Source organism: Caulobacter sp. DWR1-3-2b1 (assembly GCF_049895765.1).
GTDB lineage: Bacteria > Pseudomonadota > Alphaproteobacteria > Caulobacterales > Caulobacteraceae > Caulobacter.
In genome coordinates this window covers 57235-72755 of record NZ_JAFCSZ010000007.1, presented here as the reverse complement: position 1 = coordinate 72755, position 15521 = coordinate 57235, and the positions used below count along the sequence as shown (strand labels likewise).

Sequence of the window (15521 nt, the reverse complement as noted above, 5' to 3'; positions counted from 1 at the left end):
CGCGACGCCGGCCAGACCCCGGTGCTCCTGCACATCGAAAACGCCGCCCAGGATTTCGGACCCATCCTCGAAGCCGCCAGCAAGGCCGACGCCATCATCTTCGGCGCGCCGACCTATATGGGCGACGTCTCCGGCGTGTTCAAAGTCTTCGCCGACGCGACCTCGGCGGTGTTCGCCACCGGCGGCTGGAAGGACAAGCTGGCCGCAGGCTTCACCAATTCGCACAGCTTCGCCGGCGACAAGGGCCACGCCCTGGACAGCCTGACGATCCTGGCCGCCCAGCACGGCATGAATTGGATCAACCTCGGCATCCCGTCGCCGGCTGTCACCGCCGCCGAACGCGGCCCCGACACGCTCAACCGCGCGGGTTCGTTCATCGGCCTGGCCGCCCAGAGCGACAATGCCTCGCCCGAGACCACCCCGCCGGCCGGCGACCGCGAGTCCGCCCGCCTGCTGGGTGAACGCGTCGCCAAGGCGGCGCTGCGCTGGACGCAAGGCGCCGATGCGGTGCTGACCAAGGCGGCCTAAGCCTCTCGCCGGATCCCTCCCGGCGATCGAGCCGTCGCGATGTGAGCCCGCATCGCGACCCGAGGGGGCGTCGTTCCCCAATCCCCGACGGCCCCCTCACCTCTTCCTTGATTGAAAAGGGGCTCTTCCGGTCCGCCTTGAACCAGATCGCCGGCTGTGCTGGTCTCCAGCGAAGTTTCGCTTTCGCATCGGATACCGCTTCATGGCCCGCCGCCTCGCCCTGATCACCGGCGCCTCCGCCGGCATCGGGGCCGCCTTCGCCCGTATCCTGGCCAGCCATGGCTATGACGTGGCCCTAACCGCGCGCCGCGCCGACCGCCTGGAAGCCCTGGCCGCCGAGATCCGCCTGCGCTTCGGCGTCGAGGCCTACGCCATCCCCGCCGACCTGGCCGATCCGGCCGGCGTCGAGGCTGTGCTGGCTGGCGTCGAGGCTCAGGGCCGGGTCGTCGACGTGCTGGTCAACAACGCCGGCTACGGCCTGCCCGGGACCTATGCGGCCACCAGCTGGGCCGACCAGAGCGCCTTCCTGCAAGTGATGCTGACCTCGGTGTGCGCCCTAACCCACAAGGTGCTGCCGGGCATGATCGAGCGGCGTTTTGGCCGCATCGTCAATGTCGCCTCGCTGGCGGGCCTGGTTCCCGGCGCGGCCGGCCACACCCTCTATGCGGCGACCAAGGGCTTCCTGGTGAAGTTCTCCCAGAGCCTGCACCTGGAGAACCTGGCGACCGGCGTGCACGTCTCAGCCCTGTGCCCGGGCTTCACCTATTCGGAGTTTCACGACGTCAACGGCACCCGCGCCCAGGTCAGCCAGACCCTGCCGGAATGGCTGTGGCTGGGCGCCGACGAAGTCGCAGCCTCGGGCTATGAAGCGGTAGAAGCCAACCGCCCGGTCTGCGTGCCTGGCGCGCCCAACAAGACCATCGCGGCCATCGCCAAACTATTACCGGATGATTGGGCCCTGGCCTTGATGGCCAATCAGGGCGGGCGGTTCCGGAAGGTCTAGGCCTCCACCTCGCTCACCGCTTGAGCATCAAGATGGAGAGCCGGATTACGGCCTTCGACCCGCCCCGCAAGCTGACCATCACCTGGGGCGACACGGGCGGAGTCACCTTTGAGCTGGAGCGCCAGGACGGCGAGGTGCTGCTGACCCTGACCCGTCATCGCGTGGCCGACCGCAGCGTCCTGCTGAACGTCATCGCCGGCTGGCATGCCCATCTGAATCCTGGCGGCCCGCATGGCCGGCTAGAGCATTTTCCGATAAGTGTGAAACGGTTATCGGGTCGAAAAATGCTCTAAACTTCTGATTTAGAGCCCTTTTCGCCCGACCCTGATGAAGCCATCAGGTCGGAAAGGGCTCTAGGCGCCAGCGCCCTTCTGGGACACCTGGCCGCGCCTGAAGTCGGACTACGCGCCGCGATTGCCGGGCTGAGGAGGGATCGGCGGACGGATCGAAAATGCTCGACCCTCCGCTTCCCGCACGTCGATATCAGGCCGCGATCTGGGCCAAGGTCGCCGCCGCCGCGGGCTCGTAGCGTTCGCCGGACCAACGGCCAACCAGAACGCCGACCGCGTCGAGAACATGGATCTCGACGTCCTGGCCGCGCACGGCCTGCCTTACCGCCAGGAAGCGGGCGCGGCGCTCGGCCAGGGCCAGCGACGGGAACCGGAGGGGCGTGGCGTCCTCGTCGAGGCTCACCCACCAAGCGCTGGCATTGGGATAGACGCGATAGACGACTGGCATCCGACCTCCGACCTCCCACCTGCATGGTCAAGTCAGAACGCAGGGTGAGGCGATGTCGTTCCGGCAGCTCTACTTGGCTTCGGCGTAGGGCGCCTGGGCCTCCTGTCGCACCAGACCCTTCGTAGCGTCGCCCACGCCGATCAGCACGAACTGCACCGCCAGAGCGCAAAGGATCAGGCCCAGCACCCGCACCACGATGCTCATGCCGATCCGCCCCAGGACCCGGCTGATCAGGGGCGAGGCCCAGAACACCGCCACCAGCACCACCGACACCGCCGAGATCACGCCCACGCCCAGGCCCAGGCCCGCCCAGCCGAACGGCTTGGCCTCGGCGGCGTAAATGATCACCGTCGAGATCGCGCCCGGACCGATCAGCAGCGGCATGGCGAACGGCACGATCAGGCGCTCGAAGCGCTTTTGGGCGTAGACCCGCGCCGACTGGCCCTCGATGTCCTCGGCCGCGTCGGCGAACATGGTGATGAAGTCGTCGCGCAGCATGTCCAGGCCGAGGATGAACAGGATGATGCCGCCGGCGATGCGGAAAGCCGGCATCGATATGCCGAAGAAGGCCAGCAGGCCGACCCCGGTGAAATAGAAGAAGATCAGGAAGGCGGCGACGAACAGGCCGATATAGACCGCCACCATCCGCCGGCCGGCGGTAGCAGCGCCCAGGGTCGCGGCGGCGAACAGCGGCACGTTGCCGATCGGATCGATCAGGGCGAACAGCGCGACGAAGAAGTTGACGGCGAGTTTGGCCTCGGTCATTCGACGTCCTTACCTCTATCAAAGCGCCAGCATTGCCCTTCCTAGGGTGAAGCCTGGCGCGCGCCAACCCCCGGGGCCCTTCGCCATGACCGCCGACCCGCGCTTGATCGTCCCGCTGGACCTGCCCACCGTCGACGAAGCCCGCGACATGGTCGAGCGGCTGGAGGACTCGGTGAGCTTTTACAAGATCGGCCTGGAACTGCTGGCCACCGGCGGCATGGGTCTGGCCGGCGAGCTGAAGAAGAGCGGCAAGTCGGTGTTCCTCGACTGGAAACTTCACGACATTGGCGCGACCGTCGAGCGCTCGACCCGGGTGCTGGCCGGTGCGGGTTGCGACCTGCTGACCGTCCACGCCGAGCCGCAGGTGATGCGCTCGGCCGTGCTGGCGCGCGGCGGCTCGGATCTGAAGATCCTGGCGGTGACGGTGCTGACCAGCCTGACCGACGCCGACCTGGCCGAGATGGGCTACGCCTTCGGAGCCCGCGACCTGGTCGAGCGTCGCATCCGCCAGGCCATGGACTGCGGCGTCGACGGCGTCGTCTCCAGCCCCCACGAAGCCGCCCTGGCGCGCGAGATCGCCGGTCCGGACTTCCTGGTGGTGACGCCGGGCGTGCGTCCCGACTGGTCGGCAAAGAACGACCAGGCCCGCGCCGCCACCCCGGCCGACGCCCTGCGCGCCGGCGCCAGCCACCTGGTCTGCGGCCGCCCGATCACGGCGGCGGCCGATCCGCGAGAAGCGGCGTTGAGGGTGATCTCGGAGATGGCGGCGGTTTAGCGGCGCCATGGTCGACGGCGCCACTAGCCTTTAGCATCGCTTCCATGGAAGACCCGGTCTCGCGCGCCGTCCGGCATGTCCGCCTCCGATCCGCCGGGGAGCCGATCCCGCTTGGCTGTGCAGTGACGCTGAACTTCCATCCCGACATGCTGGCTAACGACATGTCCGTGATCGAGCAACTGGCCCGGGACGGCGTCTATCGATCCCAGTTCGAGACCGGTACGAGCAACGGTGGACTGACGGCCCATGCAGGCGGCGATCGCTGGCTGTGGGAGAGCCGTCTGTTTGGCGGGGCCTATGACGATGCCGACGTCGGGTTACGGCCCAGATACGGGGCCCTGAACCATCGGCGCGATCCCGTGGGCGGCTCACGGCGCTTCGGGTCGTGCCACCTGCGCTTGAGGCCGCACGTGCTGAACCGGACGACCTTCTGCTATCCCGACAGCCACATGCATCCTGAGCACTTCGGGGTGTGGGATCGGATGTCGCTGATCGCCATGGCCGACTCGCACGCTGCGTCACTTGAGCCACTGGACGACTATATCGAGGCGCACGTGCATGGCGTGCTGTCCATCGCGGCCGACGCCGAGGCTGTAGTGCTTGACGCCAGCTATCGGGAAACGCCGGTCGAGGAGGCCGCATCCCGCCTCGGATGCGCCGTCGAATGGCACGAGGGCTTTAGCCTGCCGCCCGACCGCTTAAACGACTGCGAGCGTTACCGCGGGACTGCCGCCGCCAGCGCATTGGCCGATCTGGGCTCGGGCAAGGCGGTCACACCCTCTCGGATCGGTGTGGCGCGGAAGGAGGGTCTGGAGCCTCAGCTAGCCAAATGGGCATGGCACTGTGTCGCGAGGTTCGGCGGAAGGTAGCGTTGTCGGTTCTCAGAAATCCACCGCGACGCCGCGCCGTTCCCAGTCGCCGTATCGCGTTGGCTCGGGACCGTCGCGGCCGCCCTTCTCCTCGGCCATCGCAACCGCGTCGGCCTCGGCGCGGCGAGCGGCGGCTTCCTCCAGCGCGCGTTTCGCAGCGGGGGGAAGGACCTTGTCAGGCGTCGCGGGAGGCGGGGTGTTTTTTTCGGTCGTGGACATGGCCGTCTTCTAGCATGAAGGCCGCGCCAAATCATCCAAGCCCCTTGCGCTCCGCCGCGTCACAAGGCACGGCGGGGCGGTGAACCAGGAACTCAATGACGGCCTTCCCGCCCGGGAAGCCGCGCTTACCCTCATAGACGCGGCCCTGTCGCGTCGCGGCGGCATCGACGAAGCCGCGTCCGCCCACGGCTTCCGCTTTCTGGAGCCGCGCGAGCGCGCCTTCGCCCGCGCCCTGGCCATGGCGACCTTGCGTCGCCTCGGCCCCATCGACCGCGCCCTGTCGGCCAAGCTGGCCAAGGAGCCGCCGCCCCGTGTGCGCAACCTGCTGCGCTTGGGCGTGGTGCAGGCCTTCTATCTGGAGGTTCCCGCCTTCGCGGCCGTGGCCACCAGTGTCGAGATGGCCGGGGTCAACAAGGCCAGCCGGCCCTTCAAAGGGCTGGTCAACGCCGTACTGCGCGGCCTGCTGCGCGACGGCCCGCCGTCCGATGATCCCGAGCAGTTGGCCCCGCCGTGGCTGTTCACCCGCTGGACCGCCGCCTGGGGTCTCGAGACCGCCCGCGCCGTGGCGCTTGAGATCGCCAACGAACCTGCCGCCGACCTGTCGCTGAAAGACCCCAGCCTCGCCGAATCCTGGGCCGAGCGCCTGGAGGGCGAGATCCTGGCCGGCGGCACGCTGCGCGCCAGCCGCAAGGGCGATGTCGCCGCCTGGCCGGGCTTCGAGGAAGGCGGCTGGTGGGTGCAGGACGCCGCCGCCGCCATCCCGGCCCGCCTCCTGAACGTGAAAGCCGGCCAGACCGCCGTCGACCTGTGCGCCGCGCCCGGGGGCAAGAGCCTGCAACTGGCCGCGGCCGGAGCGAGCGTCGTCGCCGTCGACCGCTCGGCCGCCCGGCTGGACCGCCTGGCCGACAATTTCAAGCGCATGGCCCTGACCGCCGAGGTCGTGGTCGCCGACGCCGGCGCCTGGGACGACTCGCGCACCTTCGACGCCGTGCTGCTCGACGCCCCCTGTTCGGCCACCGGCACCTTCCGCCGTCACCCGGACGTGCTGTGGGCGGCGCGGCCCGGGGATGTGGCCAGCCTCGCCGCCGTCCAGTCTCGCCTGCTCGACGCCGCCGCCGACAGGACCAAGCCCGGCGGACGCCTGGTCTATTGCGTCTGCTCGCTGGAGCCCGAAGAAGGCGAGGCCCAGGTCGAAGCCTTCCTGGCCCGCCGTCCCGACATGCGGCTTGAGCCCATCGCATCTGGCGAAGCCGGCTCCCCCGCCGCCAGCCTGACGGCGCGCGGGACGCTTCGCCTGCTGCCGCACCATATCGAAGGCGGCCAGGACGGCTTCTTCGCGGCGCGTTTCGTCAAGCAAGGTTAAGACGGCCAGCGCGACCACGCGTTGCCTTGTTCGACGCGCCATGCCCGGCTAAGCCAAGAACATGACCGCCGCACCGCTCATCGCACCGTCCATCCTCGCCTCGGATTTCGCGAAGCTGGGCGTCGAAGTCGCCGCCATCGAGGCGGCCGGCGCCGACTGGGTGCATGTCGATGTGATGGACGGCCACTTCGTGCCCAACATCACCCTGGGCCCCGACATCGTCAAAGCGATCCGGCCGCACGCCAGCATCCCGTTCGACGTCCACCTGATGATCAGCCCGGCTGACCCCTATCTCGAGGCGTTTCGTGCCGCTGGCGCGGACATCATCAGCATCCACCCCGAGGCCGGCCCGCACCTGCACCGTTCGCTGAAGCGCATTCGCGAGCTGGGAGCCAAGGCCGGGGTGGTGTTCAATCCCTCGACCCCCATCGATCACGTCGAGTGGATACTGGAAGACGTCGACCTGCTGCTGGTCATGTCGGTGAACCCCGGCTTCGGCGGCCAGAGCTTCATTCCCGGCCAGCTGCGCAAGGTCGAGGCCCTGCGCAATATGGTCGACAGGGCGGGCCTGCCCATCATCATCGAGGTCGATGGCGGCGTCACACCGGCTACCGCGCCGCAATGCGTATCCGCCGGGGCCACGGCCCTGGTCGCCGGCTCGGCGGTGTTCAAGGGCGGGCCGGGCGCCTATGCCGACAATATCCGCGCGCTGAAGGGCGGCTGATCGCCCTGATGGTCGCCGAACGTCCCGCTCGCGGCTTACCCAAAATGCCCGCCCTTCCGAGCGGCGGCCTGATGACGCGGGCGATCGGCGCCAATATCAAGACCCACGTCGAGCGCGAGTGGTTCGGATCGCCGCCGCACCGGCTGCTGCTGTCCCTGCCCAAGCCACGCGGCCTTGCCGCCCATCCGCACGATCCCCGCTCGGTCGATCCCGAGCATGGCCGCAAGATCCTCGCGGGGATCATGACCCTGTCGGGCGGCGCCTTGAGGGTCGGCGAGGCGGGCGATCCGTTCGACACCCCCAGCCCGACCCGGCGCTTCGCCCTGGCCCTGCACCGCTTCGACTGGCTGCCCGACCTGGTCGCCGCCGGTTCCGACGGCGCGCGGCGCTCGCTGCGACTGCTGGACGACTGGCGGCGGGTGTTTGGCCGCTGGAACGCCTTCAGCTGGAGCGGCGAATGCCTGGAGCGGCGGGTTTTCCACCTTTCCTGCGCCGCCCGCGCCCTGGCCGCCGAGGGCTCCGACGCCGAGGTCGCCGACCTGGCCCTCGATCTGGCCCGTCAGGCCCGCCAGCTCTTCAAGGCCTCCGACGCCCCCGAGCGGGTGCTGGAACGCGCCGTGACCGCGACCATCGCTGGCTGCGTGCTGGCTGAAAAGCCAGGCGACCAGCTGATCGACCGTGGACTGAAGATCGTCTCGGCCCAGATCGACCGCATCGTGCTGGGCGACGGCGGCCACGCCACCCGCTCGCCTGAGGCTGGGCTGGAACTGCTGTTCGACCTGCTGACTCTCGACGACGCCCTGGGCCAACGCGGCCGGCCCTCGCCGGAAGCCGTCTCCCGCGCCATCGACCGCTTGGCCTCGGCGACGCGGTTCTTCACCCTGACCGACGGTCAGCTGGCGGCCTTCCACGGCGGCGAGGCCGTGCCCGCCGCCCGCATCGCCGCGGCTCTCGCCCATGACGACGCCGGCCCCCGCCCGCCGCACTCGGCCAGCCACAGCGGCTATGAGCGCATGCAGGGCGCCAGCATTCTGGTCATGGCCGACGCCGGAATCCCTGCCACCGGCCACCTCAGCCGCGCCGCCTGCGCCCAGCCGGCCGCCGTCGAGATCGTCTGCGGCAAGGACCGGCTGATCACCAGCTGCGGCTGGAGCCCCGAGGCCGGCGGCGCCCACGCCTTCCGCCTCTCGGACGCCGCCTCGACCCTGTCGCTCGGCGACGGCTCTGCGGGCCGACCCCTGTCGGGCTTCCGCGCCCACGCGCTGGGTCCCTGGCTGGTCGATGGCGCCACCGAGGTGGAGGTCAAGCGCCACGACGCCGACAACGGGGTCTGGCTGGACATCACCCATGACGGCTGGAAGCGCCTGGGCCTGTCCCACGCCCGCCGCCTGTTCCTCGACATCGCCGCCGACGAGCTGCGCGGCGAAGACAGCCTGATCCCCCTGACGCCGGGCGACGCCGCCGGCCCGCGCCGCTACCTGCCCTTCGCCGCCCGCTTCCACCTCCACCCCGACGCCCGCGCCTCCATCGCCCGCGACGGCAAGAGCGTGCTGATCCGCGGGCCGTCCAACATCGGCTGGTGGCTGAGGAACGACGCGGTGGACGTGGAGATCGCGGCCTCGGCCCACTTCGACCATGGCCAGGCCCGCAAGGCCGGCCAGATCGTGCTAAAGAGCCAGGTGCGGCCCGAGGTCGGGGCGAAGATCCGGTGGAAGCTGACGCGGGCCGAGGGGTAGGTCACAACCCAAGGCCGCCCCCCCCCCCGCCACGCGGGACAAATCGCCGCAGGCTCGCCCTTGGCGAACCCCATTCAGTCGCTCTAAACCCTTGACACTGCTAGTGAACGTCGCGCGCGTAATGTGAGGCTTCATGATCGCTGGTAACCCGGAGCAACCGTCCGCCGTGGAATCGACGCTGCAGGCGGCGCTCGACGTGGTGCCCGAAGGCTTCGTGCTGTTCGACGCCGAAGACCGCTGCGTGATGTGGAACGCGCGCTATGCGAGCCTCTGGGCGCGATGGGGCGTCACCCTGACACCGGGCGGGCCGTTCGAGGACATGCTGCGCACCGGCCTGGCCAACGGGCGATATCCCGAGGCGGACGGACGGAAGGAGGCCTGGCTCGCCGAACAACGCCTGCGCCGCAAGCTCGACAAGATCGACGAGCTTCGCGAGGAGTTTGGCGAGCATCTACGCTTCGAAAGTCGGCGCACGCCATCGGGCGGCCTGGTCACCACCTGTATTAACATCACCGACCTGCGCCGTCGCGAGGCACAGGCCCTCGCCGCCCAGGGTTTCCTCGACACCGTGGTCGAGAACACCCCCGCCATGCTGTTCGTCAAGGACGGCGACACGGGCAAGTTCATGCTGGTCAATCGGGCCGCCGAAGGCCTGCTGGGCGTGTCGCGCGCCGATCTGCTGGGCAAGAACGACCATGACTTCTTTCCCAAGGAGCAGGCCGACGCCTTTGCCGCTGACGACCGGCGGGTGATCGAGAGCGGCCAGCTGATCACCATCGACGAAGAGCCCCTGGACACTCCGCACAACGGCCGCCGCTGGTTGCAGACCCGTAAGATCGCCATATCGGGCGAAGATGGCCGCAGCCACTTGCTGGTGATTTGCGAGGACATCACCGAGCGCAAAGCCGGCGCCGCCGCCCTGGCCCAAGCGCTGGAGAAGGCCGAGGCCGCCAGCGTCGCCAAGAGCGAGTTCCTGGCCAATATGAGCCACGAGATCCGCACGCCCCTTAATGGGGTGATCGGCATGGCCGAGGTGCTGAGCCGCACCGCCCTCGACGACGCCCAGCGCGACATGATGGAGGTGATCCTCAATTCCGGGCGAACCCTGAACCTGCTGCTCAGCGACATCCTGGACCTGTCGAAGATCGAGTCTGGCGCCCTGGAGCTGTCGGACGAGCCGCTGGACCTGCGCGAGGCGGTCACCGCTGCGGTGGCCGTGTTCAAGGCCGTGGCCCAGGAAAAGGGTCTGGGCTTCCAGCTGACCTTCGCGGACGATTTCCGCGATCGCGTCATGGGCGACGCCCTGAGGATCCGGCAGATCATCGCCAATCTGACCAGCAACGCCGTCAAGTTCACCAGCGCCGGCGCGGTGAACATCCTGGCCCGGACAGAGACTCTGGCCGACGGCCGCATCGCCCTGTCGGTCACCGTGCAGGACAGCGGCGACGGCTTCGACGCCGCCACCGGGGATCGCCTGTTCAAGCGTTTTCAGCAGGCCGACGGCTCGGTGACCCGCAAGGTCGGCGGTACGGGCCTGGGCCTGCCCATCGCCCGCCGTCTGGCCCGGCTGATGGACGGCGACATCGCCTGGACCGCCAAGCCCGGGGTCGGCGCCGCGTTCACCTTCGAGGCTCTGCTGTCGGCCAGACAGGCCCATGATCAGCAGGCCCACGCGGAAGCCGCGATGGAGTGGACCGCCGAGCGGCGGCTGCGGGTGCTGCTGGCCGAAGATCATCCGACCAATCAGAAGGTGATCGGCCTGATGCTGGCCGACGCCGCCGATGTCACCATCGCCGTCGATGGCCAAGCCGCCATCGAAGCCTTTGATCGCGACGACTATGACGTGGTGCTGATGGACACCCAGATGCCGGTGCTGGACGGCCTGGCCGCCATCGCCGCCATCCGCGCCCGGGAACGGCGCCTGAACGCCCGCCGCACGCCGATCATCTCCCTGACAGCCAACGCCATGCCCCACCAGGTGCAGGCTTGCCTTGACGCCGGCGCCGACCTCCACCTGGCCAAGCCCGTCAGCATTCAGGGCCTGTTCGCCAGCCTCACCGCCGCGCTGGAGGGGGCGGGAGCGGGATTGTGAGAGGCTGAAGGGCTTTCTATTTCACCCAACCTTTCACCCGTCATTCCCGCCCTTGTGGCGGGAACCCCCTCGACGTCGGAGCCGAAGTCTCACGCCTCGTACACCCCGCCGATGCGGCGCGGCGCCGGACGGTTCAGGCGGCGGCGGATGCGCGGCCCGAACTTGGTGGCCGACATCAGGCGCAGGACCATGGCCGTATCGCCGCCGCGCAAGAAGGCGCGGCTGGCGGCGGTCCACAGGGCGGTGGTCACCGGCGCCGGGGCGACGATCCCGAGGGCCGCGCCCAGCGCCAGGAGCAGCCAGCCCAAGGCGCGGAAGACGATGGAGAGCGGGTCGGTCATCGAAGTCTCCTGTGTCGAAAGATCGGGGAGAGCGGCAGGCTGGGAGAAAGCCGCCCTCCCCGCGCCTCCGGACAGTCCAGATACGCGGACTATTCGGCGGCGATAGCGGCGGAGTCGAATGCGGCCCCGATGCGTTGGGCCACGCCGGCGGCATAGGCCGGGTCGGCGCGATGGAAGTGGACCAGCTGACGCTTCTGGATTTCGACCGGCACGCCGTGCATGGCCGCGGCGATGTTGTCGAACAGCTGGCGCTGCTGGTCGATGTTCATCAGTCGGAACAGGTCGCCGGGCTGGGTATAGTCGTCGCTGACCCCGCGATGGCCGAAGCGGTCAGCGTCGCCGGAGAGCGGCAGGGCCGGCTCGGCGAAGCGCTTGTCTTCCACCGGCCCGCCGAACGAGTTGGGCTCGTACCAGGCGTTGGTGCGCGGCGGACTGTCGAAGCGCATGGCGCCGTCGGCATGCTGGTGGTTGACCGGGCAGCGCGGACGATTGACCGGCAGGGCCTCGTAGTGCGTGCCGATCCGATAGCGGTGGGCGTCGGCATAGGCGAAGATCCGCGCCTGCAGCACCTTGTCCGGCGAAAAGCCGATGCCGGGTACGATGTTCGACGGGCTGAACGAGGCCTGCTCGATCTCGGCGTGATAGTTGTCGGCGTTGCGGTTGAGCTCGACGATCCCGACCTCGATCAGCGGAAATTCCGCGTGCGGCCACACCTTGGTCAGATCGAAGGGGTTCCAGCGGAAGGTCTCGGCCTGGGCCTGCGTCATCACCTGGATGCAGAACCTCCAACGCGGGAAATCGCCTCCCTCAAGGGCTTCGAACAGGTCGCGCTGGGCGCTTTCGCGGTCATTGGCGATGACGACATTGCCCTCGGCGTTGGTCCAGTTCCTGATGCCCTGCATCGACTTGAAGTGGAACTTCACCCACACGCGCTCATTGGCGTCGTTGAAGAACGAATAGGTGTGGCTGCCAAAGCCATGCATGAACCGGTAGCCCTGGGGCAGGCCGCGGTCGCTGAACAGGGTCGTGACCTGGTGCAGGCTTTCGGGGCTCAGCGACCAGTAGTCCCACATCGCCGTCGGCGAGCGCAGGTTGCTCACCGGGTGGCGCTTTTGAGTGCGGATGAAGTCGGGAAACTTCAGCGGGTCGCGGACGAAGAACACGGGGGTGTTATTGCCCACCATGTCCCAGTTGCCCTCCTCGGTGTAGGCCTTGATCGAGAAGCCGCGCACGTCGCGCTCGGCGTCGGCGGCGCCGCGTTCGCCGGCCACGGTCGAAAAGCGCATCAGGATTTCGGTCTGCTTGCCGACCTCGCCCAGGAACTTGGCCTTGGTCCAGCGCGTGACGTCCTGGGTCACCGTCAGCGTGCCATAGGCGCCCGAGCCCTTTGCGTGGACGACCCGTTCGGGCACGCGCTCACGGTTCTGGTGGGCCAGCTTTTCCAGCAGCTGGTAGTCCTGCATCAGCAACGGACCACGCGGGCCGGCGCTGAGAGAATTCTGGTTATCGGCTATGGGCGCGCCGGCCGTGGTGGTCAGGATCTTGTCGGTCATGTCTGCCTCCGCCGTTTTGGTATGCTCAAGGTGACCGACTGCGCTTCATAAATCCAATCGATCCTTTTTCTCGACAGCATCGGAGCAGTCTATGGCGATGATACTGGACGATCCTGACGGCGGCGCGGCAGGCGGTCGTGAGGGATCGGCCGGCGTTTTGTCCCAACGCGCTGTGTTCCCTGCCTCGCCATCGCGCGCTAAGCCTTGGCTCATGACGACCATCCTGCCCGACGCCGCCGCCACCAACTGGGTCGACCGCCATGCGCCGCAAGCGCTGCGCCCGTGGCTGAAGCTGGGCCGCTTCGACCGGCCGGCGGGGATCTGGCTGCTGATGCTGCCGGGCTGGCAGGGCATCGCCCTGGCGGGCGCCGAGAAGGGGCAATGGCCCAATCCGCTCCTGCTGATCGCCTTCTTCGCCGGCGCGGCCCTGATGCGGGCGGCCGGCTGCGCCTTCAACGACATCATCGATCGCGACTTCGACGCCCAGGTCAGCCGCACCGCCCTGCGACCGATCCCGGCGGGGCTGATCACGGTCAAGCAGGCTTGGGCCTTCGTGATCGGCTGCTGCCTGGTGAGCTTCCTGATCCTGGTCTGCCTGGGCTGGCTGGCCATTGGCCTTGGCGTGCTGTCGCTGGGACTGGTCGCCGCATATCCGTTCATGAAACGCATCACCTGGTGGCCGCAGGCGTGGCTGGGCCTGACCTTCAACTGGGGCGTCCTGCTGGGCTATGCCGCGGCAACGGGACGCCTGAGCTGGACCGCCGCCCTGCTCTACGCCTCGGGCATCTTCTGGACCCTGGGCTATGACACGATCTACGCCGTGCAGGACCTCGAGGACGACGCCCTGGCCGGGGTGAAGTCCTCGGCCCGCCGCCTGGGCGACAAGGCCCAGTACGGCGTCGCGGGGTTCTATGCGGCCTCGTTCGTGCTGGCCGTGGCGGCGGCCTGGGTGGGCAATCTCGGCGCTCTGTTCCTGCCTCTGGCGGCGCTGTTCGCGGTGCACCTGTCGCGGCAGGCGGCGGCCCTGCGGCTGGACGATCCGGCCGGGGCGTTGAAACTCTTCAAGTCCAACACGGTGGCGGGGCTGGTGCTGTTCCTGGCGCTGGTCGCCGGGCTGTGGAAGCCCGAGACGCGGTTCTAGAGCCCTTTCCGACCTGATGGCTTCATCAGGGTCGGGCGAAAAGGGCTCTAAATCAAAAGTTTAGAGCATTTTTCGATCCGATAACCGTTTCACACTTAATCGGAAAATGCTCTAGGGGTTCGCTTCACCCGGCATTTAAACCACCGTCTTCCCGGGACTTGTTCCCGGGATCCATTTCCCCGCCGCGTGGACAGAGCCAGAATACGCTCTCACGATGGAGCTGAGCCATGGGTCCCGGGAACAAGTCCCGGGATGACGGTGAAAGGGTGAACGGATCAGAACGGCGCGTTCTGGTAGATCCGCTCCATGCTCTTCTCCAGATCGCCCAGCCGCCGGTCATAGGCCCGGTTGAGGCACGCCTTGTTGCTCCCGCAGGCCTTGCGATCGCGCAGCCAGTCGCGCTGCTGGTCCTGCAAGGCCCCGCGCCCGCCCATGGCCAGGGTGCGCTTGTTGATCCCGTAGAGCTCGGTCATCCGCACATCCTTGTCGTTCAGGGCGCGCTCGGCGCAGATCGCCTTTTCGTCGGCGGCGCGGGCCTTCTTGCAGTCGAAGCTGGCGGCGCTGGCCGAGCCGGCGATGCCCATCAGCAAGATTGGGGTGAGGGCCAGTACGAGGCTGAGAGTTTTGGGACGCATGAAGAGCTCCTGAAGGCGTGACGCCGCGTCATCCTTCATGCCCCTATCTGAATGTGAGATGATGACACCATGGCCGTGGCTCCTCGCGTCAAACCCCTGGACCTGTTCACGCCCGAGGAATGGGCGAAGGTTTCGGCGCGCTCGTCGTGGCGCGGGATCTGGATGGTCGCCCATGCCTGGGGGACGATCCTGCTGGCCGGCGCCCTGTTCGTCGTCTTCCCCAATCCGCTGACCTATCTCCTCGCGCTCATGATCATCGGCGCGCGGCAGCTGGGCCTGGCGATCCTGATGCACGAGGCGGCTCATGGCGGCCTGCATCCCAACCTGAAGATCAATGACGGACTGGGCGAGTGGCTGTGCGCGGCGCCGACCGGCGCGTCGCTGAAGAGCTATCGCCCCTATCACCTGACCCACCACAAATACGCCCAGCAGGCCGAGGACCCCGACCTGATCCTGTCGGCCCCCTTCCCGACCACGCGGCAGTCCCTGCGCCGCAAGATCGTCCGCGACCTGACCGGCCAGACCTTCTTCAAGCAGCGCTTTGGTCCGTTGTTGAGCAAACTGAAGGGCGCTGGCGCCGGACAGCCCAGGAGCGCGATCTTCGGAGGCGAAGTGGCCCGGCAAGGGCCGTTCCTGCTGTGGAACCTTGCCTTGCTCATCGCCCTGTCGTCGGTCGGCCTCTGGTGGGCGTGGCTGGCCCTATGGATCGTGCCGATGGCGACCTGGTTCCCGCTGGTCACCCGCCTGCGCAATATCGCCGAGCACGCCCTGGTCGCCAGGGACGAGCCCGACCCGTTCCGCCACGCCCGCACCACCCGCGCCAACTGGATCGAGCGCCTGCTGATCGCGCCCTACCACGTCAACTTCCACGCCGAGCACCACATGTTCATGCACACCCCGTGCTGGAACCTGCCGCTGGCGCATAGGCTGCTGGAGCAGAAGGGCCTGACGGGCGGCATGCTGAGGGCGCCTGGCTATCTGTCGGTGCTCAAGGACGCCTCGAGCAAACCCGCCGTCGCCTGACGCCCGGCCGCGTGCT

General features: G+C 68.3%; 17 protein-coding genes. 11 read left to right on the top strand and 6 right to left on the bottom strand.

Annotated features, from left to right (window positions below):
• Positions 1-21 precede the first annotated feature (21 nt).
• From ACP69S_RS09135 to ACP69S_RS09125, 3 genes are all read left to right on the top strand, one after another.
• Complete coding sequence (locus ACP69S_RS09135; protein ID WP_425996449.1) at positions 22-528, top strand: flavodoxin family protein; 507 nt, start codon at positions 22-24, stop codon at positions 526-528.
• 202 nt (positions 529-730) lie between these two features.
• On the top strand, positions 731-1531 hold the full coding sequence (locus tag ACP69S_RS09130) for an SDR family NAD(P)-dependent oxidoreductase (protein WP_425996447.1): 801 nt from the start codon (positions 731-733) through the stop codon (positions 1529-1531).
• 20 nt (positions 1532-1551) lie between these two features.
• Entirely contained in the window at positions 1552-1824 is a 273-nt protein-coding gene (locus ACP69S_RS09125) for an SRPBCC domain-containing protein (RefSeq protein WP_425996445.1), read from the top strand.
• A gap of 190 nt (positions 1825-2014) precedes the next feature.
• On the opposite strand, the gene ACP69S_RS09120 is transcribed toward ACP69S_RS09125, so the two are convergent.
• Together ACP69S_RS09120 and ACP69S_RS09115 are read right to left on the bottom strand one after the other, a co-directional pair.
• Entirely contained in the window at positions 2015-2269 is a 255-nt protein-coding gene (locus ACP69S_RS09120) for a hypothetical protein (RefSeq protein ID WP_425996444.1), read from the bottom strand.
• 69 nt (positions 2270-2338) lie between these two features.
• The gene (locus ACP69S_RS09115) at positions 2339-3034 is read right to left on the bottom strand and encodes a MarC family protein (RefSeq protein ID WP_425996442.1); all 696 of its coding nucleotides are present in this window, start codon (positions 3032-3034) and stop codon (positions 2339-2341) included.
• An 85-nt stretch (positions 3035-3119) separates the two neighbouring features.
• On the opposite strand from ACP69S_RS09115, the gene pyrF reads away from it, so the two are divergent.
• Entirely contained in the window at positions 3120-3809 is a 690-nt protein-coding gene (gene pyrF / locus ACP69S_RS09110; protein WP_425996440.1) for an orotidine-5'-phosphate decarboxylase, read from the top strand.
• A gap of 44 nt (positions 3810-3853) precedes the next feature.
• Positions 3854-4678 carry a DUF3626 domain-containing protein gene (locus ACP69S_RS09105; RefSeq protein ID WP_425996439.1) on the top strand — a complete coding sequence of 275 codons (825 nt, stop codon included), beginning with the start codon at positions 3854-3856 and terminating at the stop codon, positions 4676-4678.
• 12 nt (positions 4679-4690) lie between these two features.
• Here ACP69S_RS09105 and ACP69S_RS09100 read toward each other — a convergent pair whose 3' ends face one another.
• A complete protein-coding gene (locus tag ACP69S_RS09100; protein WP_425996438.1) occupies positions 4691-4897 on the bottom strand; it encodes a DUF1674 domain-containing protein in 207 nt (68 codons plus the stop codon).
• Between the two features lie 79 nt (positions 4898-4976).
• Here ACP69S_RS09100 and ACP69S_RS09095 point away from each other — a divergent pair, with 79 nt between their 5' ends.
• From ACP69S_RS09095 to ACP69S_RS09080, 4 genes are all read left to right on the top strand, one after another.
• On the top strand, positions 4977-6260 hold the full coding sequence (locus ACP69S_RS09095; RefSeq protein WP_425996436.1) for an RsmB/NOP family class I SAM-dependent RNA methyltransferase: 1284 nt from the start codon (positions 4977-4979) through the stop codon (positions 6258-6260).
• Positions 6261-6321: 61 nt separating this feature from the next.
• Positions 6322-6984: a ribulose-phosphate 3-epimerase gene (gene rpe, locus ACP69S_RS09090; RefSeq protein ID WP_425996434.1), complete on the top strand. Its 663-nt coding sequence runs from the start codon at positions 6322-6324 to the stop codon at positions 6982-6984.
• An 8-nt stretch (positions 6985-6992) separates the two neighbouring features.
• Positions 6993-8720 (top strand): heparinase II/III family protein, encoded by a 1728-nt coding sequence (locus ACP69S_RS09085; RefSeq protein ID WP_425996432.1) that lies wholly within the window; start codon positions 6993-6995, stop codon positions 8718-8720.
• A 133-nt stretch (positions 8721-8853) separates the two neighbouring features.
• Positions 8854-10812: a PAS domain-containing protein gene (locus ACP69S_RS09080; RefSeq protein WP_425996430.1), complete on the top strand. Its 1959-nt coding sequence runs from the start codon at positions 8854-8856 to the stop codon at positions 10810-10812.
• 89 nt (positions 10813-10901) lie between these two features.
• On the opposite strand, the gene ACP69S_RS09075 is transcribed toward ACP69S_RS09080, so the two are convergent.
• Together ACP69S_RS09075 and ACP69S_RS09070 are read right to left on the bottom strand one after the other, a co-directional pair.
• Positions 10902-11153: a hypothetical protein gene (locus ACP69S_RS09075; protein ID WP_425996428.1), complete on the bottom strand. Its 252-nt coding sequence runs from the start codon at positions 11151-11153 to the stop codon at positions 10902-10904.
• Positions 11154-11242: 89 nt separating this feature from the next.
• Positions 11243-12706 (bottom strand): catalase, encoded by a 1464-nt coding sequence (locus ACP69S_RS09070; protein ID WP_425996426.1) that lies wholly within the window; start codon positions 12704-12706, stop codon positions 11243-11245.
• 211 nt (positions 12707-12917) lie between these two features.
• On the opposite strand from ACP69S_RS09070, the gene ubiA reads away from it, so the two are divergent.
• On the top strand, positions 12918-13847 hold the full coding sequence (gene ubiA, locus ACP69S_RS09065) for a 4-hydroxybenzoate octaprenyltransferase (RefSeq protein WP_425996424.1): 930 nt from the start codon (positions 12918-12920) through the stop codon (positions 13845-13847).
• A gap of 275 nt (positions 13848-14122) precedes the next feature.
• Here the strand turns inward: ubiA and ACP69S_RS09060 are convergent, their stop codons facing one another.
• Positions 14123-14482, bottom strand: a complete 360-nt coding sequence (locus ACP69S_RS09060; protein ID WP_425996422.1) for a lysozyme inhibitor LprI family protein — start codon at positions 14480-14482, stop codon at positions 14123-14125.
• A 69-nt stretch (positions 14483-14551) separates the two neighbouring features.
• Between ACP69S_RS09060 and ACP69S_RS09055 the strand changes: the two genes are divergently transcribed.
• A complete protein-coding gene (locus tag ACP69S_RS09055) occupies positions 14552-15505 on the top strand; it encodes a fatty acid desaturase family protein (RefSeq protein WP_425996420.1) in 954 nt (317 codons plus the stop codon).
• Positions 15506-15521 lie beyond the last annotated feature (16 nt).

Coding starts and splice junctions, on each gene's coding strand:
- ACP69S_RS09130 (WP_425996447.1), top strand. CDS start 731: ATGGCCCGCCGCCTCGCCCTGATCACCGGCGCCTCCGCCGGCATCGGG.
- ACP69S_RS09120 (WP_425996444.1), bottom strand. CDS start 2,269: ATGCCAGTCGTCTATCGCGTCTATCCCAATGCCAGCGCTTGGTGGGTG.
- ACP69S_RS09115 (WP_425996442.1), bottom strand. CDS start 3,034: ATGACCGAGGCCAAACTCGCCGTCAACTTCTTCGTCGCGCTGTTCGCC.
- pyrF (WP_425996440.1), top strand. CDS start 3,120: ATGACCGCCGACCCGCGCTTGATCGTCCCGCTGGACCTGCCCACCGTC.
- ACP69S_RS09105 (WP_425996439.1), top strand. CDS start 3,854: ATGGAAGACCCGGTCTCGCGCGCCGTCCGGCATGTCCGCCTCCGATCC.
- ACP69S_RS09100 (WP_425996438.1), bottom strand. CDS start 4,897: ATGTCCACGACCGAAAAAAACACCCCGCCTCCCGCGACGCCTGACAAG.
- rpe (WP_425996434.1), top strand. CDS start 6,322: ATGACCGCCGCACCGCTCATCGCACCGTCCATCCTCGCCTCGGATTTC.
- ACP69S_RS09085 (WP_425996432.1), top strand. CDS start 6,993: ATGGTCGCCGAACGTCCCGCTCGCGGCTTACCCAAAATGCCCGCCCTT.
- ACP69S_RS09080 (WP_425996430.1), top strand. CDS start 8,854: ATGATCGCTGGTAACCCGGAGCAACCGTCCGCCGTGGAATCGACGCTG.
- ACP69S_RS09075 (WP_425996428.1), bottom strand. CDS start 11,153: ATGACCGACCCGCTCTCCATCGTCTTCCGCGCCTTGGGCTGGCTGCTC.
- ACP69S_RS09070 (WP_425996426.1), bottom strand. CDS start 12,706: ATGACCGACAAGATCCTGACCACCACGGCCGGCGCGCCCATAGCCGAT.
- ubiA (WP_425996424.1), top strand. CDS start 12,918: ATGACGACCATCCTGCCCGACGCCGCCGCCACCAACTGGGTCGACCGC.
- ACP69S_RS09060 (WP_425996422.1), bottom strand. CDS start 14,482: ATGCGTCCCAAAACTCTCAGCCTCGTACTGGCCCTCACCCCAATCTTG.
- ACP69S_RS09055 (WP_425996420.1), top strand. CDS start 14,552: ATGGCCGTGGCTCCTCGCGTCAAACCCCTGGACCTGTTCACGCCCGAG.